Consider the following 17531-nt stretch of genomic DNA (forward strand, 5'->3'; position numbering starts at 1 on the left):
GCATTTGCTCTTCTCCCGACCTCTCGTTTTGTAGTAAGGTTTAGTAGGTAGCGGGTTGTTGAGCTGTCTTTTAAGAAACTTAGGGTGTTGTGTCGGCGCGTGGTACCCTTGGGCTTTATGCTGGAAAAATTCGGCCCGGGCGCGCCTACTCAATGCTGCTTGGACGTGCGCGCCGACATGGTGGCAAACGGCCGAAGTGGCTTTGCTGCTATTAAGACCAACAACTGACAAGGAGATTTTCATAGACCAAATGAGAACAGTAAATACCTTGCTCATGCCTTTTACGACAGGCCTTTCAATCTCAACATATATTCTAAGGTCTAGCAGAACTGTCTAGAGTAGTCGTTGAACAGAAAGGGGTACTCATGTAAGAAGGGCTCTACGGCACTACATCTATAGTTAATCTTGTACCTTATTTGGTACAACGAGACCCAAGTTTAAGGATCAACTCAAAAAAATTCTAAGTAGCATCTTTTATGTCCAACTCAAGTTAAATCAATGCACTATTGCTTTATTAATAAATCGATATTGCATTGAACACATTCGACATCTGAAAATATTCCGCTAGCTGCTCGGTTAACTATTCTATCGACTGGGCTGGAGGCAGTATCTTAAAATATTCCGCTTGTATGAGTTTTCTGGAAAGTAGAGTACAGGGGTTGCTGCGCCTAACGGCAACACTTTGGGTGCTGCTGCCAAGCCTAACCGACACTTGGGCCCAGGTACCGGTAGGGGGCTACTTCCCCCACAAAGTAAGCCATTTAGTGGCCGTACCCGAGCCATCGGGCGGCCTGGTGCCCTACCGCAAGGGCACGCGCTGGGGCTACTCCGACACGCTGGGCAACCTCGTTATTCAGCCCGTGTTCGCGCGTGAGCCGGGCGCCTTTCTGCTCGGCTTCGGCGTGCTCACGCCCGAGCGCGACTCGCTTACCCTGATCAACGCCCGGGGCGAGATGATCCGCGCCACCCGCAGCCGCGCCTTGGGCCTGCTGCCCGACGGCAGCCTGCAACTGCTATCCCGGCGCGGCAGGGGGTTTCGGCCCGCCCTGAGTGGGCTGCGCTACCTGAAAGGCAGCCGTACGGCTGTGCGCGACACCCTCTGGCTGGCTCCCAACGGCGAGGACGACCTGACCCGGCTCTCCCCCACCCGGGTAGTGCGCTACCTGCCCTCGCTGCTGCCGGGCAAGCTGGCCACGCTCAACCCCGAGTACGAGCGCGGGGCCTTGCTTGACGCGCAAGGCAAGGCCCTGACGGGCTATGACTACGCCGATATCACCCCGTTTATTGACGGCTTTGCGCGGGCCGAGCGCTTCCGCAGCGGGCAGGTGGTGCTGCTCAACCGGCAGGGGCAGGAAGTACTGCCCCTGGTGCAGCGCGGCAGCACCGTGTCTGGCCTGAGCAACGTCTACCACAACCGGGCCCTGGTACAACGCCACTACGGCGCCGACACCGCCGCTGCCAGCTACGTGGTGGAGTTGGTGGATTCCACCGGCCGGGTGCTGCGGGCGCTGGCGGGCCACAGCTACGGTAGCTGGCTGATTAATGGCCAGGTTTACTGCGCAAAAGCTATCCGCGGGCCGCTGCACCTCTTCGACCGCGACGGGCAGCCCCTGCTGAACGGAGCGGCGTTTACGGAAGTGGACCAGTTTTACAACAATCGTCTGCGGGCCCGGACCCAAGACGGGTTCTGTGGGTTGCTCGACCGCCGCCTGCGCTGGGTGGCAGCGCCCCGCTACCAGGATCTGTACCACCTGTCTAATAACGGCAACCGCATGTATTCGCTCAACGGCGTGTCCAGCCCCCGCTACGATACGGCTTACGTGGTGATCCGCCAGCACGACCAATACGGGCTGCTGCGTTGCCGCGACGGGCAGGTGGTGGTGCCCATACGCTACGACACAGTTACCAGGCCGCTAACCCGCGGGTTCGCCACGCTCGTGCGCGCCAAGCGCTCGTACGTGGTCAACGCCCGCGGGCAGGAATTGAGTGAGGGCGTGGTCGACTGGGGTAGCTTGCCGGATCGCCAAGACGGCCCCAGTTGGGTCTCGGTACGGCGCGGGCAAGAGGTGGCCGTGTTCGACGAGAACGGACAGCGCTGCCCCTGGCAGCCGTTTCAGGTTCGTTGCCGTATGCCTCAGTACGGCCACCGGGGCTTGGTCATCGTGTACGACTGCAGCCGGAAAGGCTCACTGCCTGTCGCCTCGCTCCTCAACCAAGCCGGGCAGAGGCAGCTCCTTCCGCAGCGATACGAAAGGATCCAGGCGATACCCGGCTTCTATGCCATGCAGCTCGCCGAATCGCAATCGCCGAGAACGAATCTCCCCTGGGACCTTTATGACGAAGCGTTGCGCCCGCTCCTAACAGAGGTTAACGGGTGGAACCAGTTACCGGGGAACTGGGTAGGGACGACATATTATCTGCTGCATCCGAGTGGCCGGCGCATCCGGGTGCCGGAAGCGACCGGCCAGTCCTTCGCTAACGAAGTCGCCTATCTGCCCCAAGAGCCGTTTGCCCGCGGCGTGTGGCGGCTGACCTGGCTGTTACGGATCAGTAACACTGGGCGTCCGGCGGGCTACATCACCCGCGGCGGCCGCCGCTTATGGGAAGACTAATCGATCTACTTCACCCAACTGCGAAGGTCAGTATCTAAGTTGTGGTGGTCCAGTAAAAACCTTGCTGTTGGTGCTGAACGTACTGACTGGTACAGGTGCCTGGGCGCAGACGCCACACCTGCAGAATGCGCACCGGCTGGACGTTCCCGGCCACATTTCGGCAACAGGCACGCCAAGCGTAACGCTAGGTTCCACCGTGCTGACCAATGCTAAGCCCTTGGCCAGCCCGACTTGTTAGTAGCGCAGCTAACTGATACCGGACGAACTGGGCGCTTCGACTGTGCCCAACGCTTGGGCGGTGTGCACTATGATCAGTTAAGATCCTTTTCGTTGGTGGGCTCTCAGTTCTATGTGAGCGGCTTCTTCCAGGGATACCGCAATACGACCGTATTGCTAGGTGAGCAGCAGTTCCTACTCACAGATAACAACGGAATTTTGTTGCCAGCGTGACTACCCGTGGGCCGTAGATGAGGCCGGTCAGCAGCCAAGATGCCCCATAAGTAAATGTCACAATAAGTAGAAAAACCTGTTAAATATAACGTTTACTTATAACTTCAATCTCGGAATCAGTGCGGGTTCCAGCCTCAACGTCGTGTTGGCCCGAAATAGCACCCTTGTGAGGTAGTATCGATACTGGGTGGTGCGCAAGACAGCCGTTGAAGGCCCGAATACGTTCTATACTTGCAGGAGCATTTAATGACGAGGTATTGGACAAGCGAGATTTTGATGCGGTAGTGGTTGGGTCGGGGCCGAACGGGTTGGCGGCGGCTATTGCGTTGCAGCAGAGCGGGCTGTCGGTGCTGCTCGTGGAAGGCAAGGATACCCTCGGGGGCGGGCTGCGCACGGCGGAGCTGACGCTGCCCGGCTTCAAGCATGATATCTGCTCGGCCATTCACCCGATGGCGGCCGAGTCGCCGTACTTTAAAACCCTGCCGCTGGCCGCCCACGGCTTGCAGTTTATTGCCCCGCCCGTAGCCGCCGCCCACCCCTTCGATACCGGCCGGGCGGCGGCACTCTTTACTTCCCTAACCGAAACAGCGGAGAAGCTGACGGTGGATGAGCCCGCTTACCGCCGCCTGCTAGAGCCGCTGGTACGCGACTGGCCCCAACTGGCTCCTGCCATTCTCGGCCCGCTGCGCATACCGCGGCACCCGCTCGTTATGGCGCGCTTTGGGCTTGATGCCGTACAATCGGCGTCGGCGTTGGTGAAGCGCTTTCGGACGCCTGAGGCCCGGGGGTTGTGGGCCGGGATGGCCGCTCACGCTATTCAGCCGCTGAGCAACCCCACCACGGCCGCCTTCGGGCTGGTGCTGATGGCGGTGGGGCATCGGGGCGGGTGGCCGCTCACGCAAGGGGGCTCACAGTCTATGGCCGATGCGCTGGTTTCCTATTTCCGGTCGTTGGGCGGCCAGATTGAAACGAATTTCTACGTGAAGTCGCTGGAGCAGCTGCCGTCGGCCCGCGCGGTGCTGCTGGACGTTACGCCCCGGCAGCTGCTCCAGATTGCGGGGCACACGTTTTCGCCTCTCTACCGCTGGCAGCTAGAGCGGTATCGCTACGGTATGGGCGTGTTCAAGATAGATTGGGCGCTGGATGGGCCGATACCCTTTACGGCGCCGGAATGCCGTGAGGCCGGGACGGTGCACCTAGGCGGTACTTTCGAGGAAATTGCCGCTGCCGAGCAGCAAACCAGCGACGGCCGCCACCCCGACCGCCCCTTCATACTGCTGGCGCAGCAAAGCCTGTTCGACTCCACCCGGGCTCCCGCTGGCAAGCATACCGCCTGGGCTTACTGCCACGTGCCCAACGGCTCCCGCGTAGACCGGACCGAGGCCATTGAAAACCAAGTGGAGCGTTTTGCCCCTGGTTTCTGCGAGCGTATCCTGGCCCGCCATACCTTCGACACCGCCCAAATGGAAGAGCACAACAGCAACTACATCGGCGGCGACATCAACGGCGGCATCCTGGACGTGACGCAGCTTTTCACCCGGCCCGCCCTCCGGGCTTCCCCGTACCGAACCTCCACGAAAGGCATCTACCTGTGCTCGTCGTCTACCCCGCCCGGCGGGGGCGTGCACGGCATGTGTGGCTACCACGCGGCCCGACAAGCCCTGCGGGATATATTCAAGCAGCCAGCCCCGCCGCTTAGTAGCAATTGAAGCTAGCTGCATCTGCCCGGTATAGAGACGCATCTTTGCGTCTCGGCGTTGAACGACTGGTGCCGCACCTACTAAACAATGTCAGCAACGCCGAGACGCAAAGATGCGTCTCTACACCGGGCAGATGGCAGCTGGCGACCAGAGGCAGTAGCGCGAAGCCTGAGCCTCGTGTATTGTTGAACAGTTGGCATCCTACCGCAATAGCAACGACGACGAACCCGCACTACGCGCTACTCCTGTTTCTGGCAAGTCGAAAGCTGCTCGGCAGTATATGTACTGCTTCGTTGAAGCTTAACCTTACGCGCCCACTTGGCCGTTTGATGGGTTCCACCGTACTTGGGGGCTATGCTCTTCTACAATGTTATGAAGCCCCTGGTGCAGGTGGCGCTGCGGGTGTTTTTTCGACGACTTGAAATCCGGCACCGCGACCGGCTGCAAACGCCGGGGCCGCTGCTCATGGTCAGCAACCACCCCAACACGCTCATGGACCCCTTGGTGGTGGCTGCCAACCGGCGCGAGCCCATTGCCTTTCTGGCCAAGAGCACCTTTTTCAAGAACCCGATTTCGCGGGCTTTGCTGACTTCTGGCAACTCCATTCCGATCTACCGGCGCCAGGATGTGGAAGCCGATGGTGCCCCCGTTACCAACGAGCAAATGGCGGCCCAAAACGAGGCTACCTTCGGTAAGTGCTACGACTACCTGGGTAAGGGCGGCACCGTCATGATTTTTCCCGAGGGCACCAGCATCAGCGAGCGGCGTTTGCGGCCTCTCAAAACCGGGGCCGCCCGCATTGCGCTAGGCGCCGAGGCCCGGCACGACTTCAAGCTCGGACTGCGCCTGTTGCCGGTGGGTATCAACTACTTCGATCCTCAGAATTTCCGCTCCGACTTATTTATCAACGTGGCGCCGCCCATCCGGGTGGCCGACTACGCCGAAGCCTACCGCCTCGACCCGCTGGCCGCCGCCGACCAACTCACGGAAGACTACCGCCGCCACTTAGAGCAGCGCCTGGTTATCACCCGCGACGCGGCCGAAGACGAGTTGGTGCAGCAGTTAGAGCGCACCTTCACCGGCCAGCTCATCGAAGACGACCCCCGCACGCTCTACGACAACTTCCAGCTGAGCCGCACCCTGCTGCAAGCCGTAGCCTACTTCGACCAGCACGACCCCGGCCGCCTGACCGAGGCGCGCGCTCATCTGAAAACCTACCTAAGTGAGCTGAAGCGCCTCGGCCTCACCGATGATGCTATGGAGTCGGAGCGGAAAGGGCGGACGCGGGGCGAGCGGGCTTTGCGGGCCGTGTTGAAGCTTACGCTAGGTTTTCCGGTGTATCTGTACGGGGTGCTGAACAACTACCTTCCGTATAAGCTCCCGTCGGTGGTAGCCAGGCACGCCACCAAGGAAGTGGAGTTCGTCGCGCCCATTATGATGGTAGTGGGGATGCTGACTTTCAGTGTTGGCTACCTACTGCAGATTGCCCTAGTCCACCACTTCACGCAGGACTGGCGCTGGACCACACTCTATGCCATCAGCTTGCCCCTGACAGGGTTCTACGCGCTGTCGTATTGGAACCAGCTGGCCAGCCGAATCCGCCGTGTGCGGGCCTTGCGCCTCTTCCGCCAGCAACGCCCCCTCATGGAAAACCTGCTCCGCCAGCGCGCTACCATTCTGCGCCTGCTAGCCGAAGCCAGGGAAAGGTATCTGGCAAGAACGGTAGAGCAGTGATGCGAGAAGTGGTGCTTGGCTTAAAAATCCATCTTCAGGCCGAAGCCTAGCGTCATGATATCGAACGGGCTGAGGGCTTTGCGGTTGGCATTGCTGAAGTAGGAGGTCAGATATAAGTCGTTGGAGCCCAACTCATAGTAGGCCGAAATGCGGCGCTGACGTTCGGGGTGCGTAGCCGAGGCGTACCGGTAGGTGAGCCGGCTGCCTAGCAGAGGGCCGAAACGAGTATCCCGCGAAAACCAATAGTAGCCCTCAGGGTACTGACCGGTTTCGCCTTCGTTGATGACGCCGCCCGTGTAGCTAACATAGAGGCCAAGGGTGAGGGGCCGCACCTGAAACTTCTCGCTTAAATTTATGCTGTAAGGCGTGTAAAGCGCTTTTAGTGTGGCGATGCTCAGCGAGGAACCGGCGTATTTCTCGGGTACATAACCGAAAAGGATATCCGCTTCCAGCCGGTCGTGCAGCAAGGTGTAGCCTACGCCGGCCGCCACCATGCCTATGCCGCCGGCCGTTTGCAGCACCACATGACCGGGCCGGTACCAGGGCCGCGCCCGCGGGGCCGGGTCGGGGGCAGAAGTGGCCGGCGTTTGACCTAGCGCCGAAGTGGCGGCACTCAGCAAAAGCAAAGTAAAAAGCTGGCGCATCAGAAAGTCACAGTTTTTAGGCGGAACCGGGGCTGGTCGTTGGCGTCGTTCCAAACGGTTAGAATGATGTACTGGTCTCGCTCGAAGGCGGCGGAGTTGATGTAGGTCACGCCGTCGTTGAAGGTCTCGCCGATGCGGAACGAGTGCCGGTGCCCGTTCAGCTCGAAGGCCATTTTGGGCGCTGTGGCCAGCGCCTGAGTGTAAGCCGGCGTCAGATTCAAATCAAAGTCGCCGTCGTCGGGCGGCACGTGCGACATCACTATTTGCCGTTTAGCGCCTTCGAGGTTGCTTACCTGCTGCTGCAGCCACGGCACATCAGGAATCTTGCCGTTGAAGTTGTACTCGCGGCTGTTGGTGTCGATAAAGGTAAACTTGGTGTTGCCGTACACAAACGAGTAATTCAGGGGCCCGAAAATGTGCTGATACGCTTCCCGGCCGTTGGCGAGCTGGTCGTGGTTGCCGATAACGGTGAGGTAGGGAATCGTGAGTTTGTTGAGGCGCTCGGCCACCAGCCGCATTTCGCGGGGCAGCCCGAAATCGGAAATGTCGCCGGCCACCACCAAGAGCGACAAGTCCCGCTGCTGATTCACGCTCTTCACCAAGTTCTCGGCGTGCTCGTAGAAACGCTGCGAATCGCCGGTGAATACAAACCGCAGCGTGTCGCCGGGGGGCAAAGGCTTGGCCGCCAGCCGCGCCAGGTTCTTGGCCGTCAGGTCGGTTTGGTCGCCGGTGTTGTTGTAGGCATTCGGGCTGAACTCTAGCATCTCGCAGCTGCTAAGCAGCGTTAGAGCCGCTACGCAGCTCGTCGTCCAGCGCCTACTAAGTAAAGTAGAAAGAAACATATCGAATAAGCCAGAACAAGGTGAAGTGTGCCATCTGCTGCGGATAACACCGATTGCATACTAGCAGAGAGGCTTCAGTGTTTTTCGAAGAAGTTTTTCCAACCTATCTGTCCACTTTCTTTTCGCAATCGGTTTCCACTAGGTTGCGGCTGTTGTTGTAGCGCACAAAACGAAAGCATAAAGCAAGTCGGATTGTTTTAGCGATAGGTCTGCCATCTTGGTGTGCTTTGCGTCACTCTACCTGACGTGTGCTGACATCACCAAGCTTATCCTGTCGTACTGCGCGCAGCCGTAGTCGAAGCACGACAGGATAAGCTTGGTGATGTCAGCTACTATGGCAACCTTAGCACGCGAGATACTTCGACTACGGCTGTGCCTGCACGCAGCACGACCATACTAAAAACCAAGGTGCCTTCGCCTTCGGTTCCTGGCTGGAGGCCCCGCATACGGACGTAGGATCTGGCAGAACGGTCTTTTCCTTGCCACCTGTTACTTAGTGTTTGCAACCTCCATTTACTCGTCCAGATACTGATGCACAAACTTGATGGCCATCGAGCCTTCGCCAACGGCCGACGCCACGCGGGCCATGGCGCCCGCTCGGCTGTCGCCAGCGGCAAACACCCCCGGTACGCAGGTTTCGAGCAGGTAAGGCTCCCGGCTGTGCTTCCAGGAAGTTGCGTAGCGCGGGTCCGTCACCAGGTCGCGGCCGGTGAGCATAAAGCCTTTGTTGTCACAGATAACGGTGTTGCAAACCCACTCGGTACTAGGCTTGGCCCCGATGAACACAAACAAGGCCCGCGCCGGCCGCTTCTCGAACTGCCCATTAATTTTCAACACTACTTCCTCCAGGTGGTCTTTGCCGCACACCTCGGCTACTTCAGTGAAAGGCAGAATCTCGATGTTGGGCGTGTCACTGATTTGATCAATTAAATAGGCCGACATAGAGGCCGCCAATGAAGCGCCCCGAATAACGATGAACACCCGGCGGGCATACGTGGCCAGATACATGGCCGCCTGCCCCGCCGAGTTGCCGCCCCCCACGATGTATACGTCCTGCTGGTCGCAGGAGCGGGCCTCGGTGCGGGCCGCGCCGTAGTACACGCCCGCGCCGCTGAGGCGGTCAATGCCCGGCACATCGAGGGTCCGGTAGCTGACGCCGGTAGTCAGCACGACGGCGCGCGTGCGCACCTTGCTGCCATCGGTGAGGGTGAGTACCTTGTAGCCATCCTGCACGCACAGGTCAACCACCTCTTGCGGAGCTAGAATTTCGGCGCCGAGGCGCACGGCCTGCGCCCAAGCGCGGTGGGCCAGTTCGGCCCCGCTCAGGCCCGTGGGGAAACCTAGGTAGTTTTCGATGCGGGAACTGGTTCCGGCCTGACCTCCAAAGGTTTGCCGCTCGATAATCAACGTTTTCAAGCCCTCCGAAGCACCGTACACGGCCGCCGCCAGCCCCGACGGACCGGCCCCAATTACCACCACATCATAAAGCTCCTGCTTGGCCGTAATGGTCAGGCCCATGCGCTGTGCGAGGTCGGTTTTGGCCGGGCGGGCAAGCGCCTCGCCATCTTCGAAAACCACGACCGGGAGGTCGGTGGCCGAGAAGCCTTTGGCCGTTAGCAGTTCCTGCGCTTCCGCGTTGGTTTCGAAATCCAGCCATTGAAAGCCCACCATGTAGCCCGTCAGAAAATCCTTGATTTCGTGCGACAGCGGTGACCATTGAAAGCCTACAAGCCGGAGCCCGCTGAACTTCGGCGAATACTCGCGCTGCCAGGCGGCTAGCAAATCGTGGAGGGTAGGGTAAAGTAGCTGTTGAGGCGGGTCCCAGGGCTTCATCAGGTAGTGGTCGAGGCGGGCATTGTTGATGGCCCGGATGGCCGCCTCCGTGTCGGCGTAGGCCGTGAGCAGCACCCGCTTGGCATCGGGGAAGATGCTGCGTGCTTCCGACAGCAACTCCACACCTTCCATACCTGGCATACGCTGGTCGGCCAGAATCAGGGCCAGCGGCTCTTCCCGGGCCCGCAGTTCCCGCAAGGTATCCAGCGCCTCCTCGCCCGAGCCTGCCCGCAACACGCGGTAGTCTCGCCGAAACTCACTGCGCAAGTCCCGATCCACGGCATTCAACACCTGCACATCATCGTCGACGGCAAGTATGATAGGTTTCTTATTCATGACTTCGGAAAGTAACGGAGTAGAGTAGCTAAGTAAGGATTGTTTGTCTGCTAGTTATAGGGCAAGGCGCGCTTAGAGCAGGCCACCCGCTTAAGCGCGGGCAGGCAGGTTGAAACAATTGGCAAAATAGCGGGCCTAAGGTTAAGTATATGTAAAGTCAAGAAGTATCTGGTTATAAGACAAAAAGCGCGGCCACTTGAGGCATCTATCTCACTCACCATTGCTGCGCCATTAGGCCGAATGATTTCCCGAAACCTTGCGCAAAGTTCGGAGGACCTCTTCTCAGCGGCGCAACAACCTCACTCAGTTACTCGTCCTACGGGCAGCCAAATGCAGAATTCGGTGTGGTTTGGCTCGGAGCGGACTTCCAACTTACCGCCGTGGTTTTCCACAATGCGCAAAGCAATGTCGAGGCCGAGGCCCGTGCCTTCGCCGGCGGGCTTGGTAGTGAAAAACGGGTCCAGGATGCGGGGCAAGATGTCGGGTGGAATGCCGGGGCCGTTGTCAATTACGAACACCCGAACATACTCGCCCTCAAAGCGAGTGCGCAGCGTGATTTCGCCACCGGAAGGCAGCGCATCAATGGCGTTATCGAGCAGATTGGTCCACACCTGATTGAGGCTGCTGACCTGCCCGCTCACCTGCGGCAAATTAAGGGCGTAGTCGCGCACAAGGCGAAGGTTTTTCTCGCGCAGCTGGTAGCCAAGCATATTGATGGTGCTTTCCAAGCTCGCCTGCACATCGACCGGGGCAAAGCCGCCGGCGCGGTCCATGTGGGAGTACGTTTTTACGTTGCCAACCAGCGTGCTGATGCGCCCGCCCGCTTCCTGCACATCCTGAATCAGCCGCAGCATCGTGAGTTGCGTGGAAAGCCAGGTGAGGGCCGCTGGGCGGGCGGGTACTGGCAAATCTGCGGTGGCCGCTTCGAGTTGCGCCGGCGCCAGGCCCGCATCCAGCAGGCCCGTGGCCAGGGTGTAAGCGTCGGCTACGTTTTGTGTTTCCAGCCAGTCGATCAACTCGTCTTCCCGGTCGGCGCGGGCCAGCCCCGAGAGTGGCGGCCCGGCCGGTGGCGGCGTAGCGGCCAGCGTGGTAAGGATAGCCAGAGCCGCTGGCTCGGGGCAATGACACAGCAAGTCGCCGAACTGAGTGGGGGCCTCGTGCAAGCGCCCCGACAAAGCCTCGGCGGCCCGGACAATGGCGGCGGCCGGATTGTTGAGCTCGTGCGCCAACCCGGCCGACAGCTTACCTAGCGCCCGCAGCTTTTCGTCACGCTCCTGGCCGCGCGCTTCGTTGCGGGCCCGGTCGCTCATCAACCCCACCAGCCGCTGCACTAGCTCCGGGCTCTGCCGCTCTAGCTCCGGAAAGCGGTTGCGGTGCAGCGCATACACAATGGTTGGCCCCATGGCCACACTTAGCCCTTTGATGGTTTGCAAGCGGGAGTAGGGCAGCACTCCACTAACCTGGCCCGCTTCCACCCTGAAAATTGGCTCCCGGTTGCCGTTGCGTAGGGCATAGAATTGAACGCCGCCCGCCAGAAGTATTATCATGAACTCGGCCGGGTCGCCGGGCTGTTGAATGGTCTGGCCAGTGGTGAATTCACGTCGCTCTCCGTGCTCTATCAGCCATTCCAGGGTTTCGGGCGGCAAATCGGCCAGCAGCGGGACAATGGAGAAGTCGGCGGCAGTAAGTGTGGCAGTCATGGTAGGTAGGTTTGGGCCGATGAGGGGAACCTTCGGGTTAGGTGCGCTAAAACAGCTTAGGAGGAAGGCACCCCTGTGGTCTGGTTGAATATATAGCAAATATTTAATCAACAACTGCCTGAAATGCAAGCTGACTGCTGTTTTGCGGCTGGCCCTTTGCTCATCCATCCCGCCCAAGATGCCGAAGCAGGCCGCGCATAAAGCTACTTCGCTCCTGAACGAGAAGCCTCTTCCTGCTCTTGCTTCAGAACCTTCAACCAGTAGTTTGCCTGCTCTGAGTAACAAGCCGCGGGCATCTTTCAATCTGCACTACTGCTAGCTGACGCAGGAAGCCGCGAATTACTTTACCGTCTTTCTCCCGCCATCTTTTTCAAGCTTCGGGAGCGGCAAGCGGGTGCTGTTTCAACCTGCAGCTCAAGAGTAAGTTTGAAGAGGGTTTGTTTGCGGACATGCGTAAGCACAGCCTGTCGAGGGATGCCTATAAACTCTTATTGCCTCATGACTTGCGTAAGGCCGGCTAGGCGTTGGGGCGAGAGTTGCCTAGGGGCCATGTGGCATCCGGAGGTTTGCTAAAACGGTGAGTGTTCTTTTCGGCTACTACCCTGCCAGCGGCGCACGGCCAGTTTAAGAATCAGGTATTTACTTTAGAACCAGAATTGCTCCAACGCACCACTCTAGGCAACAGCTAACAAAGAAAAAAAGCGTTATTTTACGATTCGTAGGCAACTTTTCGCTGTTTCTTCGCCTTAACAATAGCCGGCTTTTTAGGTTGGCTTTACCTGCTTCATGGCCAAACTCAAGACCCTATATTTCTGCCAAAGCTGCGGTGCTCAGTCTGCTAAATGGATTGGCCGTTGCCCTAGTTGCGGCGAGTGGAACACCTACGTCGAAGAAGTTATTCAGAAAGACGAGCCTACGGCGGCCAACGCTTGGAAAGCCAGCACCAGCGTGGGCAGCACCAGCAAAGCCGCCCGGCCCCGCGTTATCTCCGACATTCTGTTTGAAGAAGAGCCCCGCATGCTCACCCAGGACGGCGAGCTAGATCGGGTGCTCGGCGGCGGCTTAGTGCCCGGTTCTCTGGTGCTTATTGGTGGCGAGCCGGGCATCGGCAAAAGCACGCTCATGCTCCAAATTGCCATGACCTTGCGCCAACTCAAGGTGCTTTACGTGTCGGGCGAGGAGAGCGAGCAGCAAATCAAGATGCGGGCCGAGCGGCTCGGCGAGCAGCACCCTGGCTGCTACATCCTCACCGAAACCAACACCCAGAACATCTTCAAGCAAATCGACCAGCTGCAGCCCAATGTAGTTATCGTCGACTCCATTCAAACCCTGCATTCGGGACTGGTAGAAAGCGGAGCGGGCTCGGTGAGCCAAGTGCGCGAGTGCACCCAGGAACTGCTCAAATACGCCAAGGAAACCGGCGTGCCGGTGCTGCTCATCGGCCACATCACCAAAGATGGCTCGATTGCCGGCCCCAAAATCCTGGAGCACATGGTGGATACCGTGCTCCAGTTCGAGGGCGACCGGCACCTGAGCTACCGCATTCTGCGCACCATCAAAAACCGCTTCGGCAGCACTTCTGAATTGGGCATCTATGAGATGCAAGGTACCGGACTACGGCAAGTCAGCAACCCGAGCGAAATTCTCCTAAGCCAGCGTACTGAGAGTCTGAGTGGTATGGCCATCGGAGCTACGCTGGAAGGCAACCGTCCGCTACTAGTAGAAGTGCAGGCCCTTGTGACGCCCGCCACGTACGGCACTCCCCAACGGAGTTCTACCGGCTTCGATGCCAAGCGCCTGAACATGCTGCTGGCCGTGCTCGAAAAGCGGAGCGGCCTGCGCCTCGGCCAGCACGACGTGTTCCTCAATATTGCCGGCGGCTTGCGTCTCGATGATCCTGCGCTTGATTTGGCGGTGTGCGCCGCTGTGGTGAGCAGCCTCAACGATCTGCCGATTCGGGGTGAAGTCTGTTTGGCTGCCGAGGTGGGCCTGAGCGGAGAAATCAGGGCGGTTAGCCGATTAGATCAGCGGCTAAGTGAAGCTGAAAAGCTAGGCTTCGCAGAAATGTACATTTCTCAATTTAATGCAAGGGGCCTTGACCTATCCCGTTATGGGATTCGAGTGCAGCCAGCAGGCAGACTTGATGCAGTATTGGAGGGTTTGTTTGGATAATACTCCTAAAACAATCTTTTAAGGCCGGTTAACGAAAAAAAGGCGAGGAATGGATTGGACTTTCACAATCTAAATGCCTTATCTTCGGTTCAAGAATTGACTTATACCGCGAAAGGTGAACAAAGTATAGTTTTGTGTTGTCCTACTTTCGTGCTATCATTCCCATGTAAACAGCTTGAAATTCCTGCTTCGATGCCATACGCTATTCGCTTTTTAAAGGGGAGCCTGCTGGCTGCCGGCTTGATAGCCTTATCCTTCGGTTCTCAGGCCCAAGGTACCGTTACGCTCACGGGTAAGGTAACAGGCCGCACTTCCGATACCGTAGCCGTATCCGTACGCGAAAATCCTTTAGATCCGAAAGAGCAAATCACTTACGCTCGCCTCAACGAAAAAGGCGAGTTTCAGTTGGCAATCAAACTGGAAGGTCCGGCCCGCGCTGACCTTGTACACGGCGACGATGTAACCGACCTTTTCCTAGAGCCTGGCGATGCCATGGACATCCGCTTCAAAGGCAACGACATGGTTAGTAGCATCCGCTATAAAGGCCGTGGCTCGGAAGCCAACACCTACCTCACCGACATCGACGAACAGTTTGTAGAGAATGAAGGTTTTCAGGTGCTGCCTGAGAACATCATGCTTTATGAGCCGGCCTTTCTTTCGTTTCTCGATTACCGGCGCAAGCAGGAAAAGAAATTCCTCGCGCACGCCATCGAAGACAACCATTTCAGTGAGGCGTTCAAGCAGTACGCTCAAGCTGAAATCGACTACAGCTACGCCAACGACCGACTCACCTTTCAAGATTTGCGGGAGCAGATTGTAGCCACCGAGGGCCGCCTGAAAATGACGCCCACCTACTACGACTTCCTGAACGACAAGAGCCTCATCAGCAACGAGTCGGCCATGCGTAGTGAAACGTATCAGGAGTTTCTGCTGAACTATGTGCACTACACGGCCATTGCCAGCGGCAAGCAGCGCACGTTTCCTGATTTCTACCAAGTGTGCTACGATATTGCCAAGACGCAGCTCAGCGGGGTGGTGCGGCCCATCATCATGGGGCGGATATTGCAGGAGTCGTTCCGGTTTGGGCACGTGAAGCAGTCGGAAGCCATGCTGGCCGATTTCAAGAATATAGACACCAAAAACCGGTATTTCTCTGTACTGCAACACGATTTTGAGACTCACAAGGCGTTTGCTATCGGCTCGCCTGCTCCCGACTTCAAACTCGTAGCCGCCAACGGCGACACGGTACGCCTCCGGGATTTCCGAGGCAAACTGGTGTACCTAAACTTTTGGCGCACTACCAGCGGCTTGTGCTTGCGCGACTTGCCCTACGCCGCTGATCTGGCCCGTAAGTTTGATGGCAAGAACATTGTGTTCATCAACATTGCTCTTGATGATAACGAAGGAGCCTGGAAGCAACTAGTGGTAGGTAAGAAGTTAGCTGGCATTCAGGTACACCAAAATGGTGGGCCTCGTTCGCCCATAGCCCGCGCCTATGCGTTGGAAGATGTACCTGCCTATTTCTTGCTGGCCGAGGACGGCACCTTCCTTAACACCAAGCCCAAGCGCCTCAGCAGCCACGCCGCCATCGACGAAATCAAGGAGTCATTCGGCAAGGCTAGCACCTACACCAGTCTTATGCCTTCCGAAGCCACGGCGAAGTAGGTTTTGGGCGACAAACAAAAAGCCAGCAGCGCTATCCGATATAACGGGTAGCGCTGCTGGCTTTTTGATGCTTACAACTCTGGCTTCAAAGGCTACTGGTTAGGCCCCTACCACACAAAATTCTGCAAGGTTAGCGGTAGGACTATCACTGTTCTACCTCTTCCACAACCTTATGCGGTGCGGAAGCCGGTTGCTTGCTTAATATGGCGGTCATTGCCGGAAGCGGGGTCAGCATAGCTATGTTCACCTACTTCTACCGATACTTTCTTGCCGAGCAGCTGCTTGGTGTCGAGGTCTTTGCCGGCTTCGGGGTGGATGCCAACTGCCTCGTAGAGCGAAAGTAGGATAGGCATGGCAGTAGGAGAAGTATAGAAGCGCTGCGTGATGAAGCCCTCCTCGTTTTCCATGCGGGCCGCAAAGAACGGCACGTTTTGGTGCTCACTAGTGCCCTCTTGAATGTCGGTTATTTCGACCGTATGGCGACCGTCGGGCAGGAAGCCTTTGTCTTGGCCTTCTTCAACTTGAATTTTCATGGTTCATCAACTATGGGTGTAACTTCTTTTACGGTAGCCAACAGGTTTAGGTTTTTACTAATTTATTTGGCTGGAAATAGCTCGTTATCTATTTTATCTGCATTACTATTGAAGTACACTGCTTGGAATAAGTGTTAACTTCTTCGCTCTACCTTTACGCAGCTATGGCTTCTCTGCTTACCGACTCGTTGAACTTCTTATCGAAAGCTACCCCGCGCCGGGTCTGGAATTCCACGCAAGTGGTCGGGGGCTACGCGCTGAGCAAGCTAACGGGCAAGGCGCGGCATTGGGGGCTGCCAGTAGCCCTGTCGTTCGAGCCAACGACCAGCTGCAACCTGCGCTGCCCGGAATGTCCGAGCGGTTTGCGCTCTTTCACGCGCCCAACGGGCATGCTGCCGGATGACTTGTTCCGTAAGACGATAGATGAGGTGGCGGCGCGGCTGTGGTACTTGATTTTCTACTTCCAGGGCGAGCCCTACCTGCACCCCAACTTTCTGGAACTAGTGAATTATGCCTCCCGCAAGGGCATTTACACCGCCACCAGTACCAACGCCCATTACCTCAACGACACCAACGCCCGCCGCACGGTAGAAAGCGGACTCGACCGGCTGATTATTTCCCTCGACGGTACCACGCAGGAAGTATACCAGCAATACCGCGTAGGCGGCAAAATCGACAAGGTGCTGGAAGGCACCCGCAACCTGCTGCGGTGGCGCAAAGAGCTGAAGTCGAGCACGCCGCGGGTGGTGTTTCAGTTTCTGGTGGTGCAACCCAACGAGCACCAGATGGAGGAGGCCCGGCAACTGGCCCGCGAAATGGGCGTGGATGACGTGTGGTTTAAGACCGCACAGATTTACGACTACCAGAACGGCTCGCCCCTCATCCCCACCATCGACTACTACTCCCGCTACGAAAACACTGGCACGGGCACCTGGCAAATCAAGAACCGGCTGCTCAACCACTGCTGGAAGATGTGGCACAGCTGCGTTATTACGTGGGACGGCCTGGTAGTGCCCTGCTGCTTCGACAAAGATGCCGAGTACCGCCTCGGCAACCTACAAACGCAAAGCTTCCGGCAGCTCTGGCACGGCACCAAGTACCGCGACTTCCGCGCGTCGTTGCTCAAAGGCCGCGACCAGATAGAAATGTGTCGTAACTGCACCCAAGGCACCAAGGTGTGGGGCTAAAACAGGGAAGAGCCGAGTTAGCAAAGAGTGAAGTTGTCGTTCAATTAACCCGGCTGCTTAGGCGGCAGCGCGTTTGAAGTCAGAGTTTTACTGGGCTGTGTGGACAGTAAACTAAAAAAGGTT

The 17531-nt window shown here is 57.9% G+C and carries 13 protein-coding genes; 7 read left to right on the forward strand and 6 right to left on the reverse strand.

The window, feature by feature from the left end; all coding sequences use genetic code 11:
* Window positions 1-243, reverse strand: a 243-nt coding sequence (locus VF639_RS18455) for a hypothetical protein (protein ID WP_331147410.1), incomplete at its 3' end; no start/stop codon positions are given.
* Between the two features lie 386 nt (window positions 244-629).
* On the opposite strand from VF639_RS18455, the gene VF639_RS18460 reads away from it, so the two are divergent.
* The 4 genes from VF639_RS18460 to VF639_RS18475 all read left to right on the forward strand — a co-directional run bounded on the left by VF639_RS18460 (window position 630) and on the right by VF639_RS18475 (window position 6496).
* On the forward strand, window positions 630-2612 hold the full coding sequence (locus tag VF639_RS18460) for a WG repeat-containing protein (RefSeq protein WP_331147411.1): 1983 nt from the start codon (window positions 630-632) through the stop codon (window positions 2610-2612).
* Window positions 2613-2682: 70 nt separating this feature from the next.
* The gene (locus tag VF639_RS18465) at window positions 2683-2850 is read left to right on the forward strand and encodes a hypothetical protein (RefSeq protein WP_331147412.1); all 168 of its coding nucleotides are present in this window, start codon (window positions 2683-2685) and stop codon (window positions 2848-2850) included.
* 469 nt (window positions 2851-3319) lie between these two features.
* Window positions 3320-4771, forward strand: a complete 1452-nt coding sequence (locus VF639_RS18470) for a phytoene desaturase family protein (protein ID WP_331147413.1) — start codon at window positions 3320-3322, stop codon at window positions 4769-4771.
* A gap of 345 nt (window positions 4772-5116) precedes the next feature.
* A complete protein-coding gene (locus VF639_RS18475; protein WP_331147414.1) occupies window positions 5117-6496 on the forward strand; it encodes a lysophospholipid acyltransferase family protein in 1380 nt (459 codons plus the stop codon).
* 20 nt (window positions 6497-6516) lie between these two features.
* On the opposite strand, the gene VF639_RS18480 is transcribed toward VF639_RS18475, so the two are convergent.
* The 4 genes from VF639_RS18480 to VF639_RS18495 all read right to left on the reverse strand — a co-directional run bounded on the left by VF639_RS18480 (window position 6517) and on the right by VF639_RS18495 (window position 11851).
* On the reverse strand, window positions 6517-7140 hold the full coding sequence (locus VF639_RS18480; protein ID WP_331147415.1) for a cytochrome c-type biogenesis protein: 624 nt from the start codon (window positions 7138-7140) through the stop codon (window positions 6517-6519).
* Entirely contained in the window at window positions 7140-7982 is an 843-nt protein-coding gene (locus VF639_RS18485; RefSeq protein WP_331147416.1) for a metallophosphoesterase family protein, read from the reverse strand. The genes VF639_RS18480 and VF639_RS18485 overlap by 1 nt, the downstream gene beginning before the upstream one ends.
* Before the next feature lie 513 nt (window positions 7983-8495).
* Entirely contained in the window at window positions 8496-10151 is a 1656-nt protein-coding gene (locus VF639_RS18490) for an NAD(P)/FAD-dependent oxidoreductase (RefSeq protein WP_331147417.1), read from the reverse strand.
* Window positions 10152-10450: 299 nt separating this feature from the next.
* The gene (locus tag VF639_RS18495; RefSeq protein ID WP_331147418.1) at window positions 10451-11851 is read right to left on the reverse strand and encodes a sensor histidine kinase; all 1401 of its coding nucleotides are present in this window, start codon (window positions 11849-11851) and stop codon (window positions 10451-10453) included.
* 786 nt (window positions 11852-12637) lie between these two features.
* On the opposite strand from VF639_RS18495, the gene radA reads away from it, so the two are divergent.
* Together radA and VF639_RS18505 are read left to right on the forward strand one after the other, a co-directional pair.
* Window positions 12638-14023, forward strand: coding sequence for a DNA repair protein RadA (gene radA / locus VF639_RS18500; protein ID WP_331147419.1), 1386 nt, complete (start codon window positions 12638-12640; stop codon window positions 14021-14023).
* A gap of 192 nt (window positions 14024-14215) precedes the next feature.
* Entirely contained in the window at window positions 14216-15688 is a 1473-nt protein-coding gene (locus VF639_RS18505) for a TlpA family protein disulfide reductase (RefSeq protein WP_331147420.1), read from the forward strand.
* 170 nt (window positions 15689-15858) lie between these two features.
* Here VF639_RS18505 and VF639_RS18510 read toward each other — a convergent pair whose 3' ends face one another.
* Window positions 15859-16221, reverse strand: a complete 363-nt coding sequence (locus VF639_RS18510; protein WP_331147421.1) for a hypothetical protein — start codon at window positions 16219-16221, stop codon at window positions 15859-15861.
* A gap of 164 nt (window positions 16222-16385) precedes the next feature.
* Between VF639_RS18510 and VF639_RS18515 the strand changes: the two genes are divergently transcribed.
* Window positions 16386-17408: an SPASM domain-containing protein gene (locus VF639_RS18515; protein ID WP_331147422.1), complete on the forward strand. Its 1023-nt coding sequence runs from the start codon at window positions 16386-16388 to the stop codon at window positions 17406-17408.
* The last annotated feature ends 123 nt before the right edge of the window (window positions 17409-17531 follow it).

The sequence above is a fragment of the Hymenobacter sp. genome, from assembly GCF_036387835.1.
GTDB lineage: Bacteria > Bacteroidota > Bacteroidia > Cytophagales > Hymenobacteraceae > Hymenobacter.

Bases quoted from the DNA above. Each gene is read 5' to 3' on its own strand.
- radA (WP_331147419.1), top strand. From the start codon at position 12,638: ATGGCCAAACTCAAGACCCTATATTTCTGCCAAAGCTGCGGTGCTCAG.
- VF639_RS18475 (WP_331147414.1), top strand. From the start codon at position 5,117: ATGCTCTTCTACAATGTTATGAAGCCCCTGGTGCAGGTGGCGCTGCGG.
- VF639_RS18485 (WP_331147416.1), bottom strand. From the start codon at position 7,982: ATGTTTCTTTCTACTTTACTTAGTAGGCGCTGGACGACGAGCTGCGTA.
- VF639_RS18495 (WP_331147418.1), bottom strand. From the start codon at position 11,851: ATGACTGCCACACTTACTGCCGCCGACTTCTCCATTGTCCCGCTGCTG.
- VF639_RS18515 (WP_331147422.1), top strand. From the start codon at position 16,386: ATGGCTTCTCTGCTTACCGACTCGTTGAACTTCTTATCGAAAGCTACC.
- VF639_RS18460 (WP_331147411.1), top strand. From the start codon at position 630: ATGAGTTTTCTGGAAAGTAGAGTACAGGGGTTGCTGCGCCTAACGGCA.
- VF639_RS18510 (WP_331147421.1), bottom strand. From the start codon at position 16,221: ATGAAAATTCAAGTTGAAGAAGGCCAAGACAAAGGCTTCCTGCCCGAC.
- VF639_RS18490 (WP_331147417.1), bottom strand. From the start codon at position 10,151: ATGAATAAGAAACCTATCATACTTGCCGTCGACGATGATGTGCAGGTG.
- VF639_RS18480 (WP_331147415.1), bottom strand. From the start codon at position 7,140: ATGCGCCAGCTTTTTACTTTGCTTTTGCTGAGTGCCGCCACTTCGGCG.
- VF639_RS18505 (WP_331147420.1), top strand. From the start codon at position 14,216: ATGCCATACGCTATTCGCTTTTTAAAGGGGAGCCTGCTGGCTGCCGGC.